Origin of the sequence: Streptomyces sp. NPDC050564 (assembly GCF_044457265.1) — a bacterium.
Lineage (GTDB): Bacteria > Actinomycetota > Actinomycetes > Streptomycetales > Streptomycetaceae > Streptomyces.
The window spans coordinates 129,053-149,313 of the sequence record NZ_JBITGS010000016.1 but is presented as its reverse complement, the minus strand read 5'-3'; the positions used below and the strand labels follow the sequence as shown (position 1 = coordinate 149,313).

The following is a 20,261-nucleotide window of genomic DNA, read 5'->3' as shown; positions in this document are numbered from 1 at the left end:
ACGCGTGAGAGGCCGGACTTGTGCCCGACCCGAGGCGGAGATTTTGCCTCACATCAAGGTCTGTTACTCAATCGACACCCAACCGGACTCCTCAAGAGTGATCGGCTTGGATGGCGATGCGGACCGTACACGGTCCGAAGGCCGCACTTCAAAGGCGTCCCACCGTGTACTTCCCGTGATCAAGACCCCCGAAAACCCGGATTTTCCCGGCTTTCCGGCAGCTTGCATGATCACGGAGAGTAGATGGCCGGAAAATCGCCCTTGTGATCGATCACACACGGTCCTCCCTGGTGGGTGTCCAGAAAATTCCGCGCAAAGCGAACATCGTCGCGTGTCCGCGACATGGTCTCAGATGGGGAGGGTGACGCGCATCACGAGCCCACCTCCCTCGCGGGGCTCCGCGACGATATGCCCCCCGTGGGCGCGGGCCACCGACCGGACGATCGAAAGGCCGAGGCCCACGCCCTTGTCGCTGCCCGTGCGCTCCGTGCGCAGCCGCCGGAAGGGCTCGAAGAGATTGTCGATCTCGTACGCGGGCACCACGGGACCCGTGTTCGACACCACCAGGAGCGCATGGCCGTGCTGGACCTGTGTGGTGACCTCGACCCAGCCGCCCTCCGGCACGTTGTACCGGACGGCGTTCTGGACGAGGTTCAGGGCGATCCGCTCCAGCAGGACGCCGTTGCCCTGGACGACCGCCACGGCACGTTCCCCGCGGATCTCCACGCCCTTGGCCTCGGCCTCGCCGTGCACCTGGTCGACGGCCTGCGAGGCGACCTCCGCGAGGTCCACGGGCTTGCGCTCGACGATCTGGTTGTCGCTGCGGGCGAGCAGCAGCAGACCCTCGACGAGCTGCTCACTGCGCTCGTTGGTGGCGAGCAGCGTCTTGCCGAGTTGCTGCAGCTCCGTCGGCGCGCCCGGGTCGGACAGATGCACTTCCAGGAGCGTGCGGTTGATCGCGAGCGGGGTGCGCAGCTCGTGCGAGGCGTTCCCGACGAACCGCTGCTGGGCGGTGAAGGCCCGCTGCAGCCGCTCCAGCATGTCGTCGAAGGTGTCCGCCAGCTCCTTCAGCTCGTCGTCCGGACCGTCCAGTTCGATCCGCCGGGACAGGTCCGAGCCCGCCACCGCACGCGCGGTGCGGGTGATCCGGCCGAGCGGCGAGAGCACCCGGCCGGCCATGGCGTAGCCGAAGGCGAAGGCGATGATCGCGAGGCCGAGCAGGGCGAGCAGCGAGCGGCTCAGCAGGTTGTCCAGGGCGGCCTGGCGCTGCTGGTCGATGCAGTGGCTGATCGCGTTGTTGAACTCGTCGAGCGGCACGTTGTTGCCCCCGTCGACCGCGGGGCAAGTGGTGCTGGTGACCTTGATCGCGGTACCACCGACGATCTTGAACAGCGGCTCGTTGCCCGTGTTCAGCGCCTGCGCAGCGAGCAAGTAGATGATCGACAGCAGCATGATGCCGGCGATCAGGAACATGCCACCGTAGAGCAGCGTGAGCCGTATGCGGATCGTCGGGCGCAGCCAGGGGAACGGGGGCTCCGGCCTTCTGGGGTCCCAGGTGGGCTTGGGGGGCGCCGCGGGGGGCGCGGGAGTCGCGGCCACGGTGGATCAGATCCGGTAGCCGGAGCCGGGCACGGTGACAATGACCGGAGGCTCGCCGAGCTTGCGGCGCAGGGTCATGACCGTCACCCGTACGACGTTGGTGAAGGGGTCCGTGTTCTCGTCCCAGGCCTTCTCCAGGAGCTGCTCGGCGGAGACGACCGTGCCCTCGCTGCGCAGCAGCACCTCCAGGACGGCGAACTCCTTCGGCGCGAGCTGGACCTCCTTGCCGTCGCGGAACACCTCGCGGCGGTTGGGGTCGAGCTTGATCCCGGCGCGCTCCAGGACCGGCGGCAGCGGCACGCTCGTACGGCGTCCGAGGGCACGCACGCGTGCCGTCAGCTCACTGAAGGCGAACGGCTTGGGGAGGTAGTCGTCGGCGCCGATCTCCAGGCCCTCTACGCGGTCGCTGACGTCGCCGGAGGCGGTGAGCATCAATACGCGCGTGGGCATGCCCAGCTCTACGATCTTGCGGCAGACGTCGTCGCCGTGCACGAGCGGGAGGTCGCGGTCGAGGACGACCACGTCATAGTCGTTGACGCCGATGCGCTCCAGGGCGGCCGCACCGTCGTACACGACGTCGACGGCCATGGCCTCCCGGCGCAGTCCGGTGGCCACCGCATCGGCGAGCAGTTGCTCGTCCTCGACGACGAGTACGCGCACGTCGCTTGTCCTTCCTCTGTCCACCAGCGCAGCGCTCTTCAAGGCACCACGCAGGCAGGTCTGTCACGGATGAGACCTCCATCCTGCCCTTTTCGGCCATAAACCGGCTGTAAGGCGGTGGGAGGCACTCGAGAAGACGGTTCGGGGGCCCGGGAATGCGAGATTTTCTCGTCGGGTTGAGGTTTCCACGGAAGGGAGCGGGGGGAGGACGGCTTTACACCCCGCGATCACGCTCTGCATGTGGCAAGCCACCTTGTGGTAGGTCCAACCGCTTCCGCAGAGCGGGCGTGGGTGTCCGGCACCGTCGCCGCCCAGCCTGGGCAGCGCTGGGCACCCATCTGGAGACGTGATCGCCCCTTCCGAACGGCACACCCCCGTGCCACCGACCCACGACCCAGGACGAGGGGGCGCAGCATGGACGCATTCACCGCAGGACTTCTGCAGCGCATAAGGGCGACCGAGTCCGACCTGACGCGGGCTCGCGAAACAGGCGACGACTTCCTCGCGGAGGTCGAGCAGGCCGAGCTCGACGACCTGCACCGCCTCGCCGCCGAGCACGGTGTGGAGGTCGGCGCGACACGCGTCTGATCGGTTCGTACGAGAGCGGGGCCCCGGTATCGATCCAGTGCCGGGGCCCCGCTCCGTTTGCCGCCTGTTGTCCGCGCCGTCGAACCTCAGGCGCCGTCAGTCGTGCCAGGCGCCGAACTCCTCCAGGAGCCGCTGGAGGGGCTCGAAGACGCCCGGTGAGGCGGCGACCGCCAGATCGCGTGCGGGGCGCTCTCCGGGGCGTCCACCGGTCAGGGCGCCCGCCTCACGGGCGATCAGGTCGCCCGCCGCGAGGTCCCAGGGGTTGAGCCCCCGCTCGTAGTAGCCGTCCAGGCGGCCCGCCGCGACGTCGCACAAGTCGACCGCCGCCGAACCGCTGCGCCGGATGTCGCGCAGCAGCGGGATGAGACGCTGGGCCACGCTGGCCTGGTGGGCCTTGACCTCGGCCACATAGTTGAAGCCGGTCGACACCAGCGCCTGGTCCAGCGGCGGCGCCGGCCTGCAGGCCAGCCGGCGCTCCCCCTCCCAGGCCCCGACCGCCCAGGCTCCACCACCGCGCACCGCGTGGTACGTCTCTGCGCGCATCGGCGCCGCGACGACTCCGACGATCCCGTCGCCGTCCCGCTCGGCGGCGATGGACACGGCCCAGGTCGGCAGTCCGTAGAGGTAGTTGACCGTGCCGTCGAGCGGATCGATGACCCAGCGGATGCCGCTGGTGCCTTCCGTGGCGGCGCCCTCCTCGCCGAGGAAGCCGTCGTCCGGACGATGTTCGGAGATCAGGTCGGTGATCAGTTTCTCCGCGGCGATGTCCATCTCGGTGACGACGTCGATCGGGCTGGACTTGGTCGCCGCGACCGCGAGGTCCGCAGGGCGGCCGTCCCGCAGCAGCTCGCCCGCGCGCCGGGCGGCCTCCTGGGCGAGCTGGAGCAGTTCGGTGTGCAGGGGCTCGGTCACGGGGCTCCTCACGCGTACGGGCTGTCGGCGCCCGCGGCGGCGGGCTTGGGGGCACGGGCCGGGCAGCAGCCCACCGGGCACAGATCGTGGCTCGCGCCGAGCGCGCCGAGGGCACAGGGGGTCACCCGCTGCCCGCTCTCCTTCGCGGCGCGCTCCAGGACGAGCTCACGGATCGCCGCGGCGAACCGCGGGTCGGCGCCCACGGTGGCCGAGCGGCGCACCGGCAGGCCCAGCTCCTCGGCCTTGGCCTTCGCCTCCGTGTCGAGGTCGTACAGGACCTCCATGTGGTCCGAGACGAATCCGATGGGCGCCATCACGACGGCCGGGATGCCGGCGCCGTGCAGTTCCTCCAGGTGGTCGCAGATGTCGGGCTCCAGCCACGGGATGTGCGGGGCGCCGGAGCGCGACTGGTACACGAGCTGCCAGGGGTGCTCTATCCCGGTCTCCTCGCGCACGGCGTCGACGATCAGCCGAGCGACGTCCAGGTGCTGCTTGACGTACGCACCGCCGTCTCCGTGGTCCTCGACCGGTCCGGAGGTGTCGGCGGCCGCGTCCGGGATGGAGTGCGTCGTGAAGGCGAGGTGTGCGCCCTCGCGTACGTCCTCGGGCAGTTCGGCGAGGGACTTCAGGACGCCGTCGACCATGGGGCGCACGAAGCCGGGGTTGTTGAAGTAGTGGCGCAGCTTGTCGACCTTCGGCAGCTCAAGGCCCTCGGCCTCGAGCGCGGCCAGGGACTCGGCGAGGTTCTCGCGGTACTGGCGGCAGCCCGAGTAGGAGGCGTAGGCGCTGGTGGCGAGAACGAGGATGCGGCGGCGGCCGTCGGCGACCATGTCGCGCAGGGTGTCGGTCAGGTACGGCGCCCAGTTGCGGTTGCCCCAGTAGACGGGCAGGTCCAGGCCGTGCTCGGCGAAGTCCTTGCGAAGGGCGTCGAGCAGGGCGCGGTTCTGGTCGTTGATGGGGCTGACCCCGCCGAACAGGAAGTAGTGCTGCCCCACTTCCTTGAGCCGTTCCTTGGGGATGCCTCTCCCCCGCGTCACGTTCTCCAGGAACGGAACGACGTCGTCCGGGCCTTCGGGGCCGCCGAACGAGAGCAGGAGCAGGGCGTCGTAGGGGGTGGGATCGAGCGCATCTGGCATGCCTCCGATCCTGCCACCCGGCACTGACAGGCGGGAAACGGCGGGGTGGCGGAAAGAGCGGGTCCCCGGCGGGATGGCACGCAGGAGGGTGTGGTGTGGGCGGCGCGCGGCGAGGCCTGCGGAGGGTGGGTGGAAGAGGCACGGCAAGGCGGGCGGCGCGCAAGCACACAGCGAAGCGGGCCGGCGAGCAGGCGCCTGACCCCACGGCGAGGCGGGCGGTGGGCGGCGCCCATGCACACGGCGAGGCGAGCAGGCGCCTGGCCGCGCGGCGAGCGGCTGCGGGCAGGCGCGAGGCGCACAGGAAGCGCGCGGAGGCCGTGCGTTAGGGTCACCTAACCCGTAAGCTGTATCGGCTACCTTCACGCCTTACCCGAGTTCGGGCCGCCCGTGGTGACCGGGCGGCCCGAGCCGAGCCGACGGAGACCCCCGTGCCCAGCCCGTACCGCGCCCTGTTCGCCGCCCCCGGGTCCAAGGGCTTCTCCGCCGCGGGCTTCCTCGGCAGGATGCCGCTGTCGATGATGGGCATCGGCGTGGTCACGATGATCTCCCAGCTCACCGGACGGTACGGGCTCGCGGGCGCGCTGTCGGCGACCATGGCACTCGCCGCCGCGGCCCTCGGCCCGCAGGTCTCGCGTCTGGTGGACCAGTACGGGCAGCGGCGAGTGCTGCGCCCTGTGACGCTGTTCGCGCTCGCCGCGGCCGCCGGGCTGCTGCTCACCGCGCACTTCGAGTGGCCGGACTGGGTGCTGTTCGTCTGCGCGGCCGGCATCGGCTGCGTCCCGAGCATCGGCGCGATGATCCGGGCCCGCTGGGCGGCCCTCTACCGGGGCACGCCGCAATTGCACACCGCGTACTCCTTCGAGTCCGTGGTCGACGAGATCTGCTTCATCTTCGGGCCGATCATCTCCATCGGCCTGTCCACGGTGTGGTTCCCGGAGGCCGGGCCGCTGCTCGCCGCCTGCTTCCTGGCAGCCGGCGTCTTCTGGCTGACCTCCCAGCGCGCGACCGAGCCCGTGCCGCATCCGCGCGAGCACCACACCGGAGGTTCGGCGCTGCGCTCCGCCGGACTCCAGGTCCTGGTGGCCACGTTCGCGGCGACCGGAGCGATCTTCGGGGCCGTCGACGTGGTCACCGTGGCCTTCGCCGAGGAGCAGGGCCACAAGGGCGCCGCGAGCATCGTCCTGGCGCTGTACGCGGCGGGCTCCTGTGTCGCGGGAGCCGTGTTCGGACTGATGCACTTCAAGGGGGCGCCCGAACGCCGGTGGCTGCTGGGCATATGTGCGATGGCCGTGAGTATGATCCCCCTCCTACTGGTCGGAAACTTGCCGTTCCTGGCCGTGGCGCTGTTCGTTGCGGGACTCTCCATCGCTCCCACGATGATCACGACGATGTCCCTCATCGAACAGCACGTACCACGCGCGAAACTGACCGAGGGAATGACGTGGGTGAGCACCGGACTCGCGGTCGGGGTCGCGCTCGGCTCCTCCGTGGCCGGCTGGGTGATCGACGCCGCCGGTGCGAAGGCCGGGTACGGGGTTCCGGCGGTGTCCGGAGCCGTCGCGGTCGCGGTCGGTTTCCTCGGGTATCGCCGGCTGAGCAGGCCGGTTCCGCAGCGGGGAGGGTCCCATGAGCACCACAGTGAGCGGGAAGAGCGGCACGTGGCGTAACTGGGCGGGGAACGTCACCGCCCGTCCGGTCCGGGAGGTCGCTCCCGCCTCCGTCGAGGAACTCTCCGCTGCCGTACGGAAGGCAGCCGACGACGGCCTGAAGGTGAAGGCCGTCGGCACCGGGCACTCCTTCACGGCCGCCGCCGCGACGGACGGCGTATTGATCCGCCCTCAACTGTTGACCGGCATCCGCAGGATTGATCGCGAGGCCGGCACGGTCACCGTCGAGGCGGGCACCCCGCTCAAGCGTCTCAATGTGGCTCTCGCACGCGAAGGGCTGTCGCTCACGAACATGGGCGACATCATGGAGCAGACGGTTTCGGGGGCGACCAGCACCGGAACGCACGGCACGGGGCGTGACTCGGCCTCGATCGCCGCGCAGATCAAGGGACTTGAGCTGGTCACGGCGGACGGCTCGGTTCTCACCTGCTCCGAGACGGAGAACCCGGACGTCTTCGCCGCCGCCCGGATCGGCATCGGCGCCCTGGGGATCGTCACCGCGATCACCTTCTCCGTAGAGCCCATATTTCTGCTCACGGCCCGCGAGGAACCGATGACCTTCGACAAGGTCACCGCCGACTTCGACGCGCTCTTCACCGAGAACGAGCACTTCGAGTTCTACTGGTTCCCGCACACCGGCAACTGCAACACCAAGCGCAACAACCGCAGTGCGGGGCCCGAGAAGCCGGTCGGTCAGTTGAGCGGCTGGATCGAGGACGAGTTCCTCTCCAACGGCGTCTTCCACGCGGCCAATCTGCTCGGCCGCGCGGCGCCCGCCACCATCCCGACGATCGCGAAGATCTCCAGCCGCGCGCTGTCCGCACGGACCTACACCGACATTCCCTACAAGGTCTTCACTTCTCCGCGCCGGGTGCGCTTCGTGGAGATGGAGTACGCCGTCCCGCGCGCGGCCCTGGTCGAGACGTTGCGCGAGCTGAAGACGATGGTCGACCGTTCGTCCCTGCGGGTCAGCTTCCCTGTCGAGGTACGCACGGCCCCCGCCGACGACATCGCACTCTCCACGGCGTCGGGGCGGGACAGCGCGTACATTGCCGTCCACATGTTCAGAGGCACCCCCTATCAGGCGTACTTCACCGCCGCCGAGCGGATCTTCACCGCGCACGAGGGGCGGCCGCACTGGGGCAAGGTGCACACGCGCGGCGCGGAGTACTTCGCCAAGGTCTATCCGCGCTTCGGCGAGTTCACTGCCCTGAGGGATCGGCTCGACCCGGATCGGCGCTTTGCGAATGACTACTTGCGTCGGGTGCTGGGCTCGTAGGCGCACTGAGTGTGGGGGTCGGGGCGGCGTCCCCGGCCTCGGCGTCCGGGGACGCGCTGGAACTCGGTGTCGGCGTGGGGGGCGTACCGCTGTCGCCGTAGTCCTGCGCGGTACCGGCACCGCCGCCGGATGAGGACGGCTCCTGTTGAGAGGCACCGGTCGAAGGCGTCGTACTGGGCTCAACGCTCCGAGTCGGAAGTGGAACCGCTGCCCTTGAAGGCGTCGCCCACGGTCGTGCTCCTGCCGTCGCCGCTGAAGCTCCGCCCCGACACCAGTTCGTAGGTGGTGATGCCCGCCATCGTGACGCCGAAGACGAGCGCCGCGGCGACCACCGGCCGTTTCCAGCTCTTGACCCGCGCGCGGTAGACGGTTCCTTCGGTGAACTCGCCCGGGGCAGGCGCCTGCTGGACCTTCGGCTTGGCCTGCACGGTCACGTCGCGTATCTGCTCGCCGGTGCGCTTGAAGAAGTGCTGGAAGACGGTGCCTCCGCAGGTGGCGATCGCGCTCACCACTCCGGCGTCGAGGATCGTCCCGTACACCCCGAAGTAGGAGGCGAGTTTGGCCGCCACCACCGCGGCCACGGCGCTGCCCGCCACTTGCGGAACGCTCAGATCGAGCCGTTTCTTCTTCGGCTCCCCCTCGGCATCCGACTTCTCACGCATCCCCGGACCTTGCCTGCCTTTCCCAACTTGATCGACCTTCCCGTACTTGATCGACCGACTGCACGAGAAAGGGACGTACAGGCGAAACGATTCGTTCCATTTCTGGTGATTGCGTGGAGTACGCCACGTTTCATGGTCACGAAAACGGTGCATCGGGCGACCAACTACCACCCCCGACTAGAAGTTGGGCGGCGTGCCGATCCACGCACATGGCCCGAATGGAGTACTGTTGCGAGCCCTGGGTCCGGACTCCCGCCAGGGTGTCCGGGGCCTTGCAGGACCGCCGGGAGGGGGCTCGTTGCACAGGGTGATGGAGTTCGTCACTTAGCGTTGCGAATAGGTAACCGTGCCATAACGGCGATCCCGGGCCCGTGCCCGACACGCCGGGCAACTCGGCAAGGTTGTGGCAGGCTGCACCCGGGCAGGCCACACTCGACTAGCGGAAGCAGCGACGCACGTGACGTCGGCAGGCACCACCCGGGAGGTCCCCATGCCCGAACTGCGTGTCGTGGCCGTCTCTAACGACGGCACACGGCTGGTGCTGAAGGCTGCGGACAGCACGGAGTACACGCTTCCGATTGACGAGCGTCTGCGCGCCGCCGTACGCGGCGACCGTCCCCGCCTCGGCCAGATCGAGATCGAGGTGGAGAGCCATCTCCGCCCCCGAGACATCCAGGCGCGTATACGTGCCGGTGCCTCCGCGGAGGAAGTCGCCCAACTCGCCGGAATCCCCGTCGATCGCGTGCGCCGCTTCGAGGGGCCCGTGCTCGCCGAGCGCGCCTTCATGGCCGAGCGCGCCAGGAAGACCCCCGTCCGCCGCCCCGGTGAGAACGCCGGACCCCAGCTCGGCGAGGCCGTCCAGGAGCGACTGCTGCTGCGTGGCGCCGAGAAGGACACCGTCCAGTGGGACTCGTGGCGTCGTGACGACGGCACCTGGGAAGTCCTGCTGGTCTACCGGGTCGCGGGTGAGCCGCACTCGGCGAGCTGGACGTACGACCCGCCACGGCGGCTCGTCCAGGCCGTCGACGACGAGGCCCGCTCGCTGATCGGCGAGTCGGACGATCTCGCGGCGCCCGAGCCGAGCTTCCCGTTCGTGCCGCGGATCGCGCGCCTACCGCGCGACCGTCCGCTGGACCGCGCTCTGGACCGGCAGATGGAGCGGCCGAGCATTCCGGCGCCGTCCCCCGAGCCGGCCGAGGAGTCCACCAACGACCGGGATTCGCTCACCAGTCTCCTGGAAGCGGTGCCCAGCTTCCGGGGCGACATGGTCGTGCCCGAGCGGCCCGCCACCACGGAGCGTCCCGCCGCCGAGGAGCCTGCACCCGAGCCCGAGTCGGAGGAGCCCCCGGCTCCCGCGGCCTCGGCCGGCGCCGGTTCCGCCTACGCGGACGTCCTCATGCCCCGCTCGGTCGGCAGCCACCGCGACCGTCTGGTCGGCGCGACCGACCGCCAGGCCGAGGCCGACGGCGTCCGCCCGGGCCGCAGAGCAGCGGTCCCCAGCTGGGACGAGATCGTCTTCGGCACGCGGCGGAAGAAGCAGGACTGATCAGTTGGACGAGGAGAGGGCGCGCGCCGGTGCGGTGCGGGCCCTCTTTTCGCTGCCACCGCTCGAGGCCCGCGCCAGGTTGCCGCGGGCCTCATCGCTGTCACGGAGGGCCCGGTCCCACGGCGAAGGGCCGCTGCCCGAAGCGCGACTATTGCGGGTCGGGGCCCACCGCGACCGGGCGGCTGCCGTTCCGAGACCACTCCGACCAGGAGCCCACGTACAGAGCGGCGGGGATGCCCGCGACGGCCAGCGCGAGCACCTCGTGGGCGCCGGAGACACCCGAGCCGCAGTAGACGCCGACCTCGGAAGTGCCGGTCGCCCCGAGGGACTTGAACCGGTCCGCGAGTTCGGAGGCGGGCAGGAACTGTCCGTCGTCGGTGACGTTCTCCGTGGTCGGCGCGGAGACCGCACCGGGGATGTGGCCGGCGACGGGGTCGATCGGCTCGACCTCGCCCCGGTACCGCTCACCGGCCCGGGCGTCCAGCAGCAGCCCTGTGCGGGCGAGCGCCGCCGCCCCGTCCGCGTCGAGCAGCGGCCGCGCACCGGCCTGCGGTACGAAGGTCCCGGGGGCCGGCATGGGGACCTCCGAGGACACCGGCCCGCTCCAGGCCGCGAGCCCGCCGTCAAGCACGCGTACCGAGGGGTGACCCGTATAGCCCAGCAACCACCACGCGCGCGCAGCGCCCCAGCCCTGCCCGCCGTCGTACACGACGACATCGCGGTCGGCGGACACTCCTGCCGCTCGCATCGCCGCGCCGAAGACCTCGAGATCGGGAAGTGGATGCCTGCCCTCCGAACCCGCCGGACCAGCAAGTTCGGAATCCAAATCGACAAAAACGGCCCCTGGAATGTGCGCCTTCTCGTAGTCGGAGCGCAGGTTCGGACCACCCAGCTGCCAGCGGATGTCGAGGAGGACCGGAGGGGTCGGTCCGGCCAGGTCGCTCGCGAGTTCGGATGCGGAGATGATGGCGTTCATGGCCCCCATCCTTGCGCACGGGGTGGCCGCTTCGTCCATGTCCGGCTACTCTGCTCGGCCGGACAGGTCCGATCACGAGGCGTATGGGATCGGGCACATGCTGTACAGCCGATGGACACCGCGCGGCAATCATGCCGAAACGGACGGGAAACGGCACACCGGGCATCCTCCGGCCGTGCGCCGCTGAAGGGCGGCGGGGCCGGGACGCGCGGAGCGACCGGTGGTGCGAACATCGGCACGGGGCGTGCACGTACGCGACCGCGGTACGCGTGTTCGTAGGCGGAAGGTGACCGGCCACCGCGAGGGGCCGAGAAGAGAGTGACGATGACCGAGGCACGGGGGTCGGCCGGCCTGAACGGCACAACGCACGCTCGGCACACGCCCGGCACACCCTGCTGGGTGAGCCTGATGGTGCACGGGATGGCCGCGACCCAGGAGTTCTACGGAGCGCTGTTCGGCTGGGAGTTCCGGCCGGGACCGCAGCAGCTCGGCCCGTATGTGCGAGCCCTGCTGGACGGCCACGAGGTGGCGGGGATCGGCCAGCTGCCGCCCGACCGCCATCTGCCCGTGGCCTGGACGCCGTATCTCGCCTCGGACGACGTGGACCTGACCGCCGAGACCGTACGGCACAGCGGCGGCACCGTGGGCGTCGGTCCTCTCGATGCCGCCGAGGCGGGGCGCCTGGCGATCGCGTCGGACCCGACGGGCGCCGTCTTCGGCGTTTGGCAGGCGGCGGCGCACCTGGGCACGGGGATCACCGGTGTGCCGGGCACCCCCGCCTGGAACGAGTTGGTGACCCGCGACACCGAGAGCGTCGTCAAGTTCTATCGCGGGGTCTTCGGTTACGAGCTGGAGCCGGTCGTCTCGGCCGACTTCGACTACGTGACCCTGCACGTCGGCGGCCGCCCGGTGGCCGGCATCCACGGTGTCGGCCACGGCCTGCCCCGCGACCGGGGCCCGCACTGGATGACGTACTTCGAGGCCGCTGACGTGGACGATGCCGTCGAGCGTGTCGTCGAGCTCGGCGGGCACCTGCTCAAGGCCGCCCACGACTCGCCCTACGGACGGGTGGCGACGGTGGCGGATCCGGAAGGCGCGATGTTCTCGCTGATCCACGCCGTCCGCTGAGAGCTTTGAACGCCCCTGAGATCAGGCCGAGGCGATCGGCAGCACGTCCGGCGACAGGGCGCCCGCGCGAGCAGTCGCGGCCGTCATACGGCGGCGGTGATGCCGACGGCACAGGACCTCGTAGCCGATGTCCTCGGACTGGTTGACGTCGCCGACGACGACCTGAGCGCCCTCGACGACCATCTCGCCGCCTATCGTGCGGGCGTTGTGGGTGGCGCGGGCGCCGCACCAGCACAGGGCCTCGACCTGGAGGACCTCGACCCGGTCGGCCAGCTCCACGAGGCGCTGGGAGCCGGGGAAGAGCTTGGAGCGGAAGTCGGTGGTGATGCCGAAGGCGAAGACGTCGATGCCCAGGTCGTCCACCACGCGGGCCACTTGGTCGATCTGACGGGGAGCCAGGAACTGGGCCTCGTCCGCGATCACGTAGTCAGCCCGGCCGCCCTGGGAGAGGTGCTCGACGAGGTACGCGTACAGATCCTGGTCGTCCGCCACCTCCACCGCGTCCGTGACCAGGCCCAGGCGCGAGGAGAGCTTGCCCTCGCCCGCGCGGTCGTCGCGCGTGAAAATCATGCCCTGCAGGCCCCGCGCCGAGCGGTTGTGCTCGATCTGGAGAGCCAGCGTCGACTTCCCGCAGTCCATCGTTCCGGAGAAGAACACCAGCTCGGGCATGGGGAGTTGAGCACCTTTCGGCAACAGAGGATTCGAGAGGGGGGGCTTCAGGAGCGTACTTGCAACAGGGGCACGAGCTGCTCGACGGGGGTCATCGAACCGTGGTTGCCGACCATCGCCGACTCCTTCGGCTCCCGCTCGGTCGCGATGATCAGGACATCGTCGCGAGCCGCCGCGACCACGTCGCCGATCCGGGCGTACACCCGCTCGTCGACGTGCGGGCCGAACCAGCCCGCCGCGATCGCCTCGTCCCGCGAGGCCACCCAGAACTGCTCGCCGAGCACCTCGCGCCAGCAGGTCAGCACATCCGCCTCCGCGCCCGACACCGCGTAGACATGCCGGGCACGGCCCTCGCCGCCGAGCAGGGCGACGCCGGCGCGCAGCTCCCAGTCCTCGTCGAAGTCGATGCGGTGCTGCTCGTCGAAGGGAATGTCGATCATGCCGTGGTCGGCGGTGACGTACAGGGCGCTGCGCGGCGGCAGCTGCTCCGCGAGGCGCTGGACCAGGCGGTCGACATACATGAGCTGGCCGCGCCAGGGGTCCGAATCGACGCCGAAGCGGTGACCCTTGCCATCCACCTCCGCGTAGTACGTGTAGACCAACGAGCGGTCCCCGACGGCCAGTTGCTCGGCCGCGAGGTCCATGCGCTCCTCGCCGGAGAGCCGCCCATGGAACGTTCCGCCACTCAGTGCGATCTTGGTGAGCGGGGTGTTCTGGAAAGTGGGGGACGAAACCTGCGCGGTGTGCACGCCCGCCGCGTCGGCCAGCTGGAAGACCGTGGGGTAGGGCTGCCAGGCGCGCGGTTCCGTCCACGGGTTCCATCGGAGCTGGTTCATCAGCTCGCCGGTCCCCGGGTTGCGCGCGGTGTAGCCGGGCAGGCCGTGCGCTCCGGGCGGCAGGCCGGTACCGACGGAGGCGAGAGAGGTCGCGGTGGTCGCCGGATAGCCGGCGGTGATCGGCCGTCCGGTGCCTCCGCGGGAGGACGCCAGGAGAGACGTCATGAAGGGCGCCTCGTCGGGGTGCGCTTTCAGCTGCTCCCAGCCGAGACCGTCGATCAGGAAGACGCAGTTCCGGTCGGCCTCGGTCAGCTCTGGTATCGCGACGGTCACGCCGGGCACGGCCATGCCCGCGGCCAGCGTGGGCAGCAGGTCGGCCAGCGAGCCGGTGCCGTACTCGGGGACGGGCGCGGAGTCGACGGCGAGGGGTTCCGGGTGGTCCCAGGCGGGCAGTGCCATCAGCGCGTGATGTCCGCGGTCGCCTCGGAGAGGGACTGCGCGAAGGCGAGGGCCTGGCGCACGGTCTCCGGGCCGTCCCCGGCCTCGCTGACGCGCAGGCTCAGGTCGTCCGCCGTCGAGTTGCCGGTGTAGCCGTGGTCCGCCTCGCAGTTGGGGTCGCCGCAGGCGGCGGGCTCCAGGTCGATGCGGGAGACCGCGCCCCAGCCGATGGTCAGGACGACCTCGCGGGGCAGCGTGCCCGGCGCGTACGACTCGGGGTTGGCGACGACTCGGCTGACGACCACCGACGAGATCCGGCCGAGCTTGACCGACTCGGTGGACGTCGTGGCGTACGGCGTCGGCGACGTCGTGTCCGCGTTCTGCTCGTCGGTGTGGCTCACGATGAAGCGGTTGCCGGTGAGGACGAGCACGGTGACGTGCCGCCGCACCTCGTTCGCGTCGAACGTCGTCTCCTGGTGGACCAGGTACGACCGGATGGCCTCGCCGCCGATCGCGGCCTCCACCGCCTCGGCCACGAGGGCCGGGTAGTAGCCGCTGCGCTCGATCGCCGCTCGCAGCCCCTGGGTCGTCGTACTGGTCTTGGCCATGAAGTCCATCCTACGGGGGCCCACTGACTGCGAGGCACCGCTCGCGTGTGTCTGTCGTGGACGGAACAGATACGCGTAGGGATCAGGGCGTGCTGATCAGGACGTGCTGATCCGGGCATGCTGATCCGGGCATGCTGATCAGAACGCAGGGATCAGCGGCGGCTCAGACCACGGGGAGAGTCCGCGGGCCGAGATCGTCGCGGACGGGAGCGCGGGCCAGCCGCACGGTGGCGCCCAGCACGCTCAGACCGCGCGGGGCGACGACGACGGGCTCCAGGGAGACCGCGACGACCTCCGGGTGGTCGTGGACCAGCCGGGACACGCGCAGCATCAGCTCTTCGAGGGCCGCCGTGTCCACCGGCGCGGAGCCCCGCCAGCCGAACAGGAGCGGCGCCGTCCGGATCGACCGGACCAGTGAGGTCGCGTCCCGGTCGGTGACCGGAATCAGCCGGTGCGCCGTGTCCCCGAGCAGCTCCGAGGCGGCGCCGGCGAGCCCGAACGAGAGCACCGCCCCGGCCGCCGGATCGATCACCGTCCGTACGACGGTGTCGACCCCGCGCGGGGCCATCGCCTGCACGACCGGCCGCAGCTCCTCCGGCTTCCCGAACAGCTCCGTCAACTCCGCGTACGCCCGGCGCAGTTGCTCCTCGTCCGCCAGATCGAGTCGTACACCGCCCAGGTCAGCGCGGTGCCGCAGGTGTGGGGCGGTGGTCTTGAGGGCCACGGGGTAGCCGAGGGCGCGCGCGGCCGCGACGGCATGGTCCGGCGTGGGCGCGGGCAGGGCACGACGTACATCGATGCCGTACCGCCCGAGCAGTCCGCAGGTCTCCTCCGTGCCGAGCGTCAGCCCCTCGCCCCGCGCGAGCAGCCCGTCGATCTGCTCGGCGGCCCCCTTCTCGTCGATGTCCTCGTACTCGGGCACCTTGCCCGGCTCGGCGGCGTCACGCCGCCACTGGGCGTACTTCACGGCCTGTGCGAGCGCACGGACGGCACGCTCGGCGGCGGGGTAGGCCGGGATGAGGCGGGAGGCCGTGAGGGGATCTTCGGGGACGGGCGGCCGGGTGGCCTCCGCGAGAGGCGGTTGTGCCGCTCCCGCGACGGCCGGGCGTGCCGCTCCCGCGGTCGGCAACCGTTCTGCAGGGCGATCGGGGCCCCGCCGCTCGTGCGCGGCCGAGAAGGGCGGACGGGCACCGCGGGGTGCCGTCGAACCGATCTGTGGTGCAGTACTGGCCGCGGCAGACAACGCCTCGGCGAGCCCACCGAGCTCGACGTGCACCACCAGCACCGGTTTCGCCGGAACCGAAGCCGCCGCCGAGCGAAGGGCCTCGGCCAAGGCCGCGTCTTGAGCCGACGTCTCCCCGACCGCCGGTATGGCGGTCACGACGACGGCATCGCACTTGTCGTCGGTCAAGGCCCGCACAAGCGCCCCGTGAAAGTCCTCCGCCGAGGCCCCCGTGGTCAGATCCAACGGAGGAAGCGGCCGAAGCCCTTCGGCCAGACACGCGTCGTAGGTGAGCAGCCCGAGCGACTCCGAGTTCCCGAGGATCGCCACCCGGGGCCCGGCAGGAAGCGGCTGGCGTGCCAGCAGAAGCCCCGCGTCGACGAGCTCGGTGATCGTGTCGACCCGGATCACCCCCGCCTGCCGCAGCAGCGCGGACACCGTGGCGTGCGGCAACCGCGTGGCCCGTACGGCATGCCCCTGGGGAGCCGCTCCGCCGTGCCGCGCCCCCTGGACCACGACCAGCGGCTTCGCCGCCGCTGTCCGGCGTGCGAGGCGCGTGAACTTGCGTGGGTTGCCAATGGATTCGAGGTACATCAGGGCGACGTCGGTGTCCGGGTCGTCGTACCAGTACTGGAGTACGTCGTTGCCGGACACGTCCGCCCGGTTCCCGGAGGAGACGAAGGTCGACACGCCGGTCACGCCGGTGACACCGCCGCCGCGCCGGTGCAGCCGGGACAGCAGGGCGATCCCGATCGCGCCGGACTGGGCGAACAGGCCTATCCGCCCGGGGCGCGGCATCTCCGGGGCGAGCGAGGCGTTGAGGCGGACCTCGGGGGACGTGTTGATGACCCCGAAGGCGTTGGGGCCGATGATGCGCATGCCGTACGTACGCGCCTGGCGCACGAGTTCGCTCTGGCGTTCGCGTCCTTCGGGGCCGCTCTCGGCATACCCGGCGGACACCACCACGAGCCCCTGCACCCCGTGCTCACCGCACTCGGCGACGACCTCGGGGACGAGCGGCGCGGGCACCGCGACGACGGCGAGGTCGACGGGCTCGTCGATGTCGCGGACGCAGCGGTGCGCGGGGACTCCGTCGAGCTCCTTCTCGTGGAGCGCCTTGTTCACCGCGTACAGACGGCCGGTGAATCCGGCGTCGCGGAGGTTGGTGAGGACGCTGCGGCCGACACCGCCGGGTGTGCGGCCCGCGCCGATGACGACGACCGAGCCGGGTGCGAGCAGCCGCCGCACGGACCGGGCCTCGGCGCGCTGCTCCCGCGCGCGCTGCACGGCGAGCGACCGGTCGGTGGGTTCGAGGTCGAACTCCAGGCGTACGACGCCGTCCTCGAAGTGCCGCTTCTGCTGGTAGCCGGCATCCGTGAACACCTTGATCATCTTGGTGTTGGCGGGCAGCACCTCGGCGGCGAAGCGACGGATGCCGCGCTCGCGGGCCACGGCCGCGATGTGTTCCAGGAGGGCGGAGGCGACACCGCGGCCCTGGTGCGCGTCCTGCACGAGGAAGGCGACCTCGGCCTCGTCCGCGGGTGCGGAGGCGGGCAGGCCGTCGGCATTAATGCGGTCATAGCGTACGGTGGCGATGAACTCGCCGCCCACCGTGGCCGCGAGACCCACCCTGTCCACAAAGTCGTGGTGCGTGAAGCGGTGGACATCCTTGGCGGACAGTCGTGGGTACGGCGCGAAGAAGCGGTAGTACTTCGACTCGGCCGAGACCTGCTCGTAGAAGCTGACCAGGCGGTCGGCGTCATCAATGGTGATGGGCCTGATGCGTGCGGTACCACCGTCACGCAGCACCACGTCCGCCTCCCAGTGAGCGGGGTACTCGTGCCGGTCCGACGAGGTCTGCATGGGCCCCAGAGTACGGCTCGCGTCCGACAACGGCGCGAGGCAGTCTGTGGGGAACGGAAGTCGGATCGAGGCCGCGATCCGACAACACTCCGGACGGGACGAAGGACCGCTCCGGAGACGCTTCACGATATGGGACACTGGTCTAGACAACCCTGAAAACCTGAAGGGCAGCATCACATGGCTGAGCGCCGCGTCAACGTCGGCTGGGCCGAGGGCCTTCACGCCCGCCCCGCTTCCATCTTCGTCCGGGCCGCGACGGCCTCCGGTATCCCCGTGACGATCGCCAAGGCCGACGGCAACCCCGTCAACGCGGCCTCCATGCTCGCCGTCCTCGGCCTGGGCGCCCAGGGCGGCGAGGAGATCGTTCTCGCCTCCGACGCCGAGGGTGCGGACGCCGCCCTCGACCGTCTGGCGAAGCTGGTCGCCGAGGGTCTCGAGGAGCTCCCCGAGACCGTCTGAGCATTTCGGACACCATGCGGCTGAGCCGCGTCGCCCCTTCCCGGGCGGCGCGGCTCAGCCGTTTTCCGTAGGCCGCCCAGGAATTCCGCGCATGTCACCGCGCGCCCCGCGTCACGCCCACGGAAATAACACGCACCGGAATTCCCGGCACGCGAAAAGAGGGACAGCAAAAATAGGCCGCTGCCGAATATCCCTCTTTGTATACGGCGCCCGTGTTAATGCCGCGGGCCCGTCATGTTTACGGGAGGTTGCGAAGTCCTCACACGGTCCGGACGATCTCCACCGGCGGGAAAACGGAGCCGGTGTGCGGCCGCGGCGCGCTCGGTGTGCAGGGCCGTGATCGCCCGGGCCCGCTCGCTGTCGCCGCGCGCCACGGCGTCCACGATGCCGCCGTGTTCCGCCCAGGACTCCGCGGGGTCGGGCGACGCCTCCACCGCGTACATCCACGCGATCTTGTGCCGCAGCTGGGCGAGCGTGGAAGTGAGCGCGGGGCTTCCGGAGGCCTGCGCGAGGGTCTCGTGGAACCAGCCGCCCAGCGAGCGCAGATCCTCGCTGTGGCCCCTTCTGGCCCGCTCCTGGCCCAGCCTGACCAGGCCTCGGAGCACCTTGAGGTGGGCCTCGGTACGGCGCTGCGCGGCCCGCGCGGCCCCCAGCGGCTCAAGGAGCATGCGCATCTCCAGCAGATCGGAGGCCTCCTGCTCGGTGGGCTCCGCGACGCACGCGCCCGCGTGCCGACGGGTGACGACGAAGCCCTCGGCCTCCAGCGTCCGCAGGGCCTCGCGTACGGGGACGCGCGAGACGCCGTACCGGCGCGCGAGCAGTTCCTCGGTGAGCCGGCCGCCTCGCTCGTAGACACCCGCGACGATGTCGTCACGGATCGCCGTGCATACCGAGTGCGCCGGAATACGCATGACCGGACCTCCGCTTTAATCCCCGCGAAACGCCATCGATTGACGCTTGTTCAGTGACTCTATTGCAGGGAGCCGGAATTTCCGATGGCAGGCCGGAATCCATAGATATTTTTTGGACACGCGGCCGCGTGAAACGACGATGCCCCGGCTCGGCGAGCCGGGGCAACGGAACTGATGAAGCGCTCGTCAGACGTTCACACCGTGCGAGCGAAGGTACGCGACCGGATCGATGTCCGAGCCGTACTCCGCGGTCGTACGGGCCTCGAAGTGAAGGTGCGGCCCAGTCGTGTTGCCGGTGGACCCGGAGAGGCCTATCTGCTGGCCCGGGGTGACCGTCCGGCCCACCGAGACGCCGATGGACGAGAGGTGCCCGTACATCGTGTACGTGCCGTCGTGCATCTTGATGACGATCTGGTTGCCGTACGCGCCGCCCCAGCCGGCCGTGACGACCGTGCCGGAGCCGACGGCGTGCACCGAGGTGCCGGACGCGGCGTGGAAGTCGACGCCCGTGTGGCTGCCGGAGGACCAGAGGCTGCCGCCCGCCTTGTAGCCGGTGGAGATGTACGAGCCGGTGATCGGCAGGACGAAGGTGTTGAGACGCTTGCGCTCGGCTGCGCGGGCGGCGCGCTCCTTGGCCTCGCGCGCCTCCTTGGCCCTCGCCGCGGCCTGCTTGCGGGCGGCCTCCTCGGCCTTCTTCTGCGCGGCGGCCTCGTCGGCGGCTCGCTGCTGGGCGACGGCCTGCTCGTCGATCTTCTCGGCCAGGGTGTCGCCGATGGTGATGATCGGGGTCAGCCCGGTCTGCTCGGCGGAGGTGTCCGCGGCGAGTGCCGGGGCAGCCAGGGTTCCGATGACGCCGGTGGTGGTGAGCGCCGCGACGCCGACGGCGTTCGTGGTCGTGCGCTTCACGCGGCTCGGGCGACGGTGCTTCCCTGTGCCACAGGTGAACGCCATGTAGGGGCTGATCCTTTCCTTCCTTCTCGCCTACCGGGTTAGCTGACGGGTTCGGAGCAGGAAGGTCTCCTACGGACTCCCTCCGGGGAGGGCGTCCGATTCACCCCAGGGACTGCGTGCGGGTCCCCGGCTCCCCTGGCTCGCGCCGTACGGGGACTCGGCGATGACTGTCCGGTGCCGCGGGCGCGGCGCACTGCCTGACGAACAGCCG

Annotated in this window: 18 protein-coding genes and 1 riboswitch; of the genes, 6 read left to right on the top strand and 12 right to left on the bottom strand. The window is 70.5% G+C overall.

Annotation, left to right across the window (positions count from 1 at the left end):
* Nucleotides 1–348 precede the first annotated feature (348 nt).
* Entirely contained in the window at nt 349–1,599 is a 1,251-nt protein-coding gene (locus ACIBK0_RS25545) for a sensor histidine kinase (RefSeq protein ID WP_399084309.1), read from the bottom strand.
* Between the two features lie 6 nt (nt 1,600–1,605).
* Nucleotides 1,606–2,259, bottom strand: coding sequence for a response regulator transcription factor (locus ACIBK0_RS25540; protein ID WP_369249701.1), 654 nt, complete (start codon nt 2,257–2,259; stop codon nt 1,606–1,608).
* Between the two features lie 414 nt (nt 2,260–2,673).
* On the opposite strand from ACIBK0_RS25540, the gene ACIBK0_RS25535 reads away from it, so the two are divergent.
* The gene (locus ACIBK0_RS25535; RefSeq protein WP_167459062.1) at nt 2,674–2,847 is read left to right on the top strand and encodes a hypothetical protein; all 174 of its coding nucleotides are present in this window, start codon (nt 2,674–2,676) and stop codon (nt 2,845–2,847) included.
* A 96-nt stretch (nt 2,848–2,943) separates the two neighbouring features.
* On the opposite strand, the gene ACIBK0_RS25530 is transcribed toward ACIBK0_RS25535, so the two are convergent.
* Both ACIBK0_RS25530 and ACIBK0_RS25525 read right to left on the bottom strand, forming a co-directional pair.
* Complete coding sequence (locus tag ACIBK0_RS25530; protein WP_399084304.1) at nt 2,944–3,759, bottom strand: inositol monophosphatase family protein; 816 nt, start codon at nt 3,757–3,759, stop codon at nt 2,944–2,946.
* A gap of 8 nt (nt 3,760–3,767) precedes the next feature.
* Nucleotides 3,768–4,895, bottom strand: coding sequence for a ferrochelatase (locus tag ACIBK0_RS25525; RefSeq protein ID WP_399084301.1), 1,128 nt, complete (start codon nt 4,893–4,895; stop codon nt 3,768–3,770).
* 428 nt (nt 4,896–5,323) lie between these two features.
* Here ACIBK0_RS25525 and ACIBK0_RS25520 point away from each other — a divergent pair, with 428 nt between their 5' ends.
* Together ACIBK0_RS25520 and ACIBK0_RS25515 are read left to right on the top strand one after the other, a co-directional pair.
* Nucleotides 5,324–6,562: an MFS transporter gene (locus tag ACIBK0_RS25520; RefSeq protein ID WP_399084298.1), complete on the top strand. Its 1,239-nt coding sequence runs from the start codon at nt 5,324–5,326 to the stop codon at nt 6,560–6,562.
* On the top strand, nt 6,522–7,841 hold the full coding sequence (locus tag ACIBK0_RS25515; protein ID WP_399084295.1) for a D-arabinono-1,4-lactone oxidase: 1,320 nt from the start codon (nt 6,522–6,524) through the stop codon (nt 7,839–7,841). Before ACIBK0_RS25520 ends, ACIBK0_RS25515 begins: the two co-directional genes overlap by 41 nt.
* A 179-nt stretch (nt 7,842–8,020) precedes the next feature.
* Here the strand turns inward: ACIBK0_RS25515 and ACIBK0_RS25510 are convergent, their stop codons facing one another.
* Nucleotides 8,021–8,503 carry a hypothetical protein gene (locus tag ACIBK0_RS25510; RefSeq protein WP_399084292.1) on the bottom strand — a complete coding sequence of 161 codons (483 nt, stop codon included), beginning with the start codon at nt 8,501–8,503 and terminating at the stop codon, nt 8,021–8,023.
* Nucleotides 8,504–8,993: 490 nt separating this feature from the next.
* Between ACIBK0_RS25510 and sepH the strand changes: the two genes are divergently transcribed.
* Nucleotides 8,994–10,049, top strand: coding sequence for a septation protein SepH (gene sepH, locus ACIBK0_RS25505; RefSeq protein ID WP_399084289.1), 1,056 nt, complete (start codon nt 8,994–8,996; stop codon nt 10,047–10,049).
* A 148-nt stretch (nt 10,050–10,197) separates the two neighbouring features.
* Here sepH and ACIBK0_RS25500 read toward each other — a convergent pair whose 3' ends face one another.
* Complete coding sequence (locus ACIBK0_RS25500) at nt 10,198–11,025, bottom strand: sulfurtransferase (protein ID WP_399084286.1); 828 nt, start codon at nt 11,023–11,025, stop codon at nt 10,198–10,200.
* 324 nt (nt 11,026–11,349) lie between these two features.
* On the opposite strand from ACIBK0_RS25500, the gene ACIBK0_RS25495 reads away from it, so the two are divergent.
* On the top strand, nt 11,350–12,153 hold the full coding sequence (locus ACIBK0_RS25495; protein WP_399084283.1) for a VOC family protein: 804 nt from the start codon (nt 11,350–11,352) through the stop codon (nt 12,151–12,153).
* A 21-nt stretch (nt 12,154–12,174) separates the two neighbouring features.
* Here the strand turns inward: ACIBK0_RS25495 and ACIBK0_RS25490 are convergent, their stop codons facing one another.
* From ACIBK0_RS25490 to ACIBK0_RS25475, 4 genes are all read right to left on the bottom strand, one after another.
* Nucleotides 12,175–12,822 carry a thymidine kinase gene (locus tag ACIBK0_RS25490; protein WP_399084280.1) on the bottom strand — a complete coding sequence of 216 codons (648 nt, stop codon included), beginning with the start codon at nt 12,820–12,822 and terminating at the stop codon, nt 12,175–12,177.
* Nucleotides 12,823–12,869: 47 nt separating this feature from the next.
* Nucleotides 12,870–14,057: an alkaline phosphatase family protein gene (locus ACIBK0_RS25485; RefSeq protein WP_399084277.1), complete on the bottom strand. Its 1,188-nt coding sequence runs from the start codon at nt 14,055–14,057 to the stop codon at nt 12,870–12,872.
* Nucleotides 14,057–14,644 (bottom strand): DUF5998 family protein, encoded by a 588-nt coding sequence (locus ACIBK0_RS25480; protein ID WP_399084274.1) that lies wholly within the window; start codon nt 14,642–14,644, stop codon nt 14,057–14,059. Before ACIBK0_RS25480 ends, ACIBK0_RS25485 begins: the two co-directional genes overlap by 1 nt.
* Nucleotides 14,645–14,807: 163 nt before the next feature.
* The gene (locus ACIBK0_RS25475; protein WP_399084271.1) at nt 14,808–17,729 is read right to left on the bottom strand and encodes a GNAT family N-acetyltransferase; all 2,922 of its coding nucleotides are present in this window, start codon (nt 17,727–17,729) and stop codon (nt 14,808–14,810) included.
* 177 nt (nt 17,730–17,906) lie between these two features.
* On the opposite strand from ACIBK0_RS25475, the gene ACIBK0_RS25470 reads away from it, so the two are divergent.
* Nucleotides 17,907–18,188 (top strand): HPr family phosphocarrier protein, encoded by a 282-nt coding sequence (locus ACIBK0_RS25470; protein WP_028802270.1) that lies wholly within the window; start codon nt 17,907–17,909, stop codon nt 18,186–18,188.
* Nucleotides 18,189–18,403: 215 nt separating this feature from the next.
* On the opposite strand, the gene ACIBK0_RS25465 is transcribed toward ACIBK0_RS25470, so the two are convergent.
* On the bottom strand, nt 18,404–19,099 hold the full coding sequence (locus tag ACIBK0_RS25465; RefSeq protein WP_399084267.1) for a GntR family transcriptional regulator: 696 nt from the start codon (nt 19,097–19,099) through the stop codon (nt 18,404–18,406).
* Between the two features lie 186 nt (nt 19,100–19,285).
* The gene (locus tag ACIBK0_RS25460; RefSeq protein ID WP_399084264.1) at nt 19,286–20,050 is read right to left on the bottom strand and encodes a M23 family metallopeptidase; all 765 of its coding nucleotides are present in this window, start codon (nt 20,048–20,050) and stop codon (nt 19,286–19,288) included.
* Between the two features lie 13 nt (nt 20,051–20,063).
* Nucleotides 20,064–20,223: riboswitch (cyclic di-AMP (ydaO/yuaA leader) on the bottom strand.
* Nucleotides 20,224–20,261: the final 38 nt, after the last annotated feature.

What these genes read in the sequence shown, in the direction of transcription:
- ACIBK0_RS25535 (WP_167459062.1), top strand. Translation starts at nt 2,674, where the DNA reads ATGGACGCATTCACCGCAGGACTTCTGCAGCGCATAAGGGCGACCGAG.
- ACIBK0_RS25525 (WP_399084301.1), bottom strand. Translation starts at nt 4,895, where the DNA reads ATGCCAGATGCGCTCGATCCCACCCCCTACGACGCCCTGCTCCTGCTC.
- ACIBK0_RS25515 (WP_399084295.1), top strand. Translation starts at nt 6,522, where the DNA reads ATGAGCACCACAGTGAGCGGGAAGAGCGGCACGTGGCGTAACTGGGCG.
- ACIBK0_RS25510 (WP_399084292.1), bottom strand. Translation starts at nt 8,503, where the DNA reads ATGCGTGAGAAGTCGGATGCCGAGGGGGAGCCGAAGAAGAAACGGCTC.
- sepH (WP_399084289.1), top strand. Translation starts at nt 8,994, where the DNA reads ATGCCCGAACTGCGTGTCGTGGCCGTCTCTAACGACGGCACACGGCTG.
- ACIBK0_RS25500 (WP_399084286.1), bottom strand. Translation starts at nt 11,025, where the DNA reads ATGAACGCCATCATCTCCGCATCCGAACTCGCGAGCGACCTGGCCGGA.
- ACIBK0_RS25495 (WP_399084283.1), top strand. Translation starts at nt 11,350, where the DNA reads ATGACCGAGGCACGGGGGTCGGCCGGCCTGAACGGCACAACGCACGCT.
- ACIBK0_RS25490 (WP_399084280.1), bottom strand. Translation starts at nt 12,822, where the DNA reads ATGCCCGAGCTGGTGTTCTTCTCCGGAACGATGGACTGCGGGAAGTCG.
- ACIBK0_RS25485 (WP_399084277.1), bottom strand. Translation starts at nt 14,057, where the DNA reads ATGGCACTGCCCGCCTGGGACCACCCGGAACCCCTCGCCGTCGACTCC.
- ACIBK0_RS25480 (WP_399084274.1), bottom strand. Translation starts at nt 14,644, where the DNA reads ATGGCCAAGACCAGTACGACGACCCAGGGGCTGCGAGCGGCGATCGAG.
- ACIBK0_RS25475 (WP_399084271.1), bottom strand. Translation starts at nt 17,729, where the DNA reads ATGCAGACCTCGTCGGACCGGCACGAGTACCCCGCTCACTGGGAGGCG.
- ACIBK0_RS25470 (WP_028802270.1), top strand. Translation starts at nt 17,907, where the DNA reads ATGGCTGAGCGCCGCGTCAACGTCGGCTGGGCCGAGGGCCTTCACGCC.
- ACIBK0_RS25465 (WP_399084267.1), bottom strand. Translation starts at nt 19,099, where the DNA reads ATGCGTATTCCGGCGCACTCGGTATGCACGGCGATCCGTGACGACATC.
- ACIBK0_RS25460 (WP_399084264.1), bottom strand. Translation starts at nt 20,050, where the DNA reads ATGGCGTTCACCTGTGGCACAGGGAAGCACCGTCGCCCGAGCCGCGTG.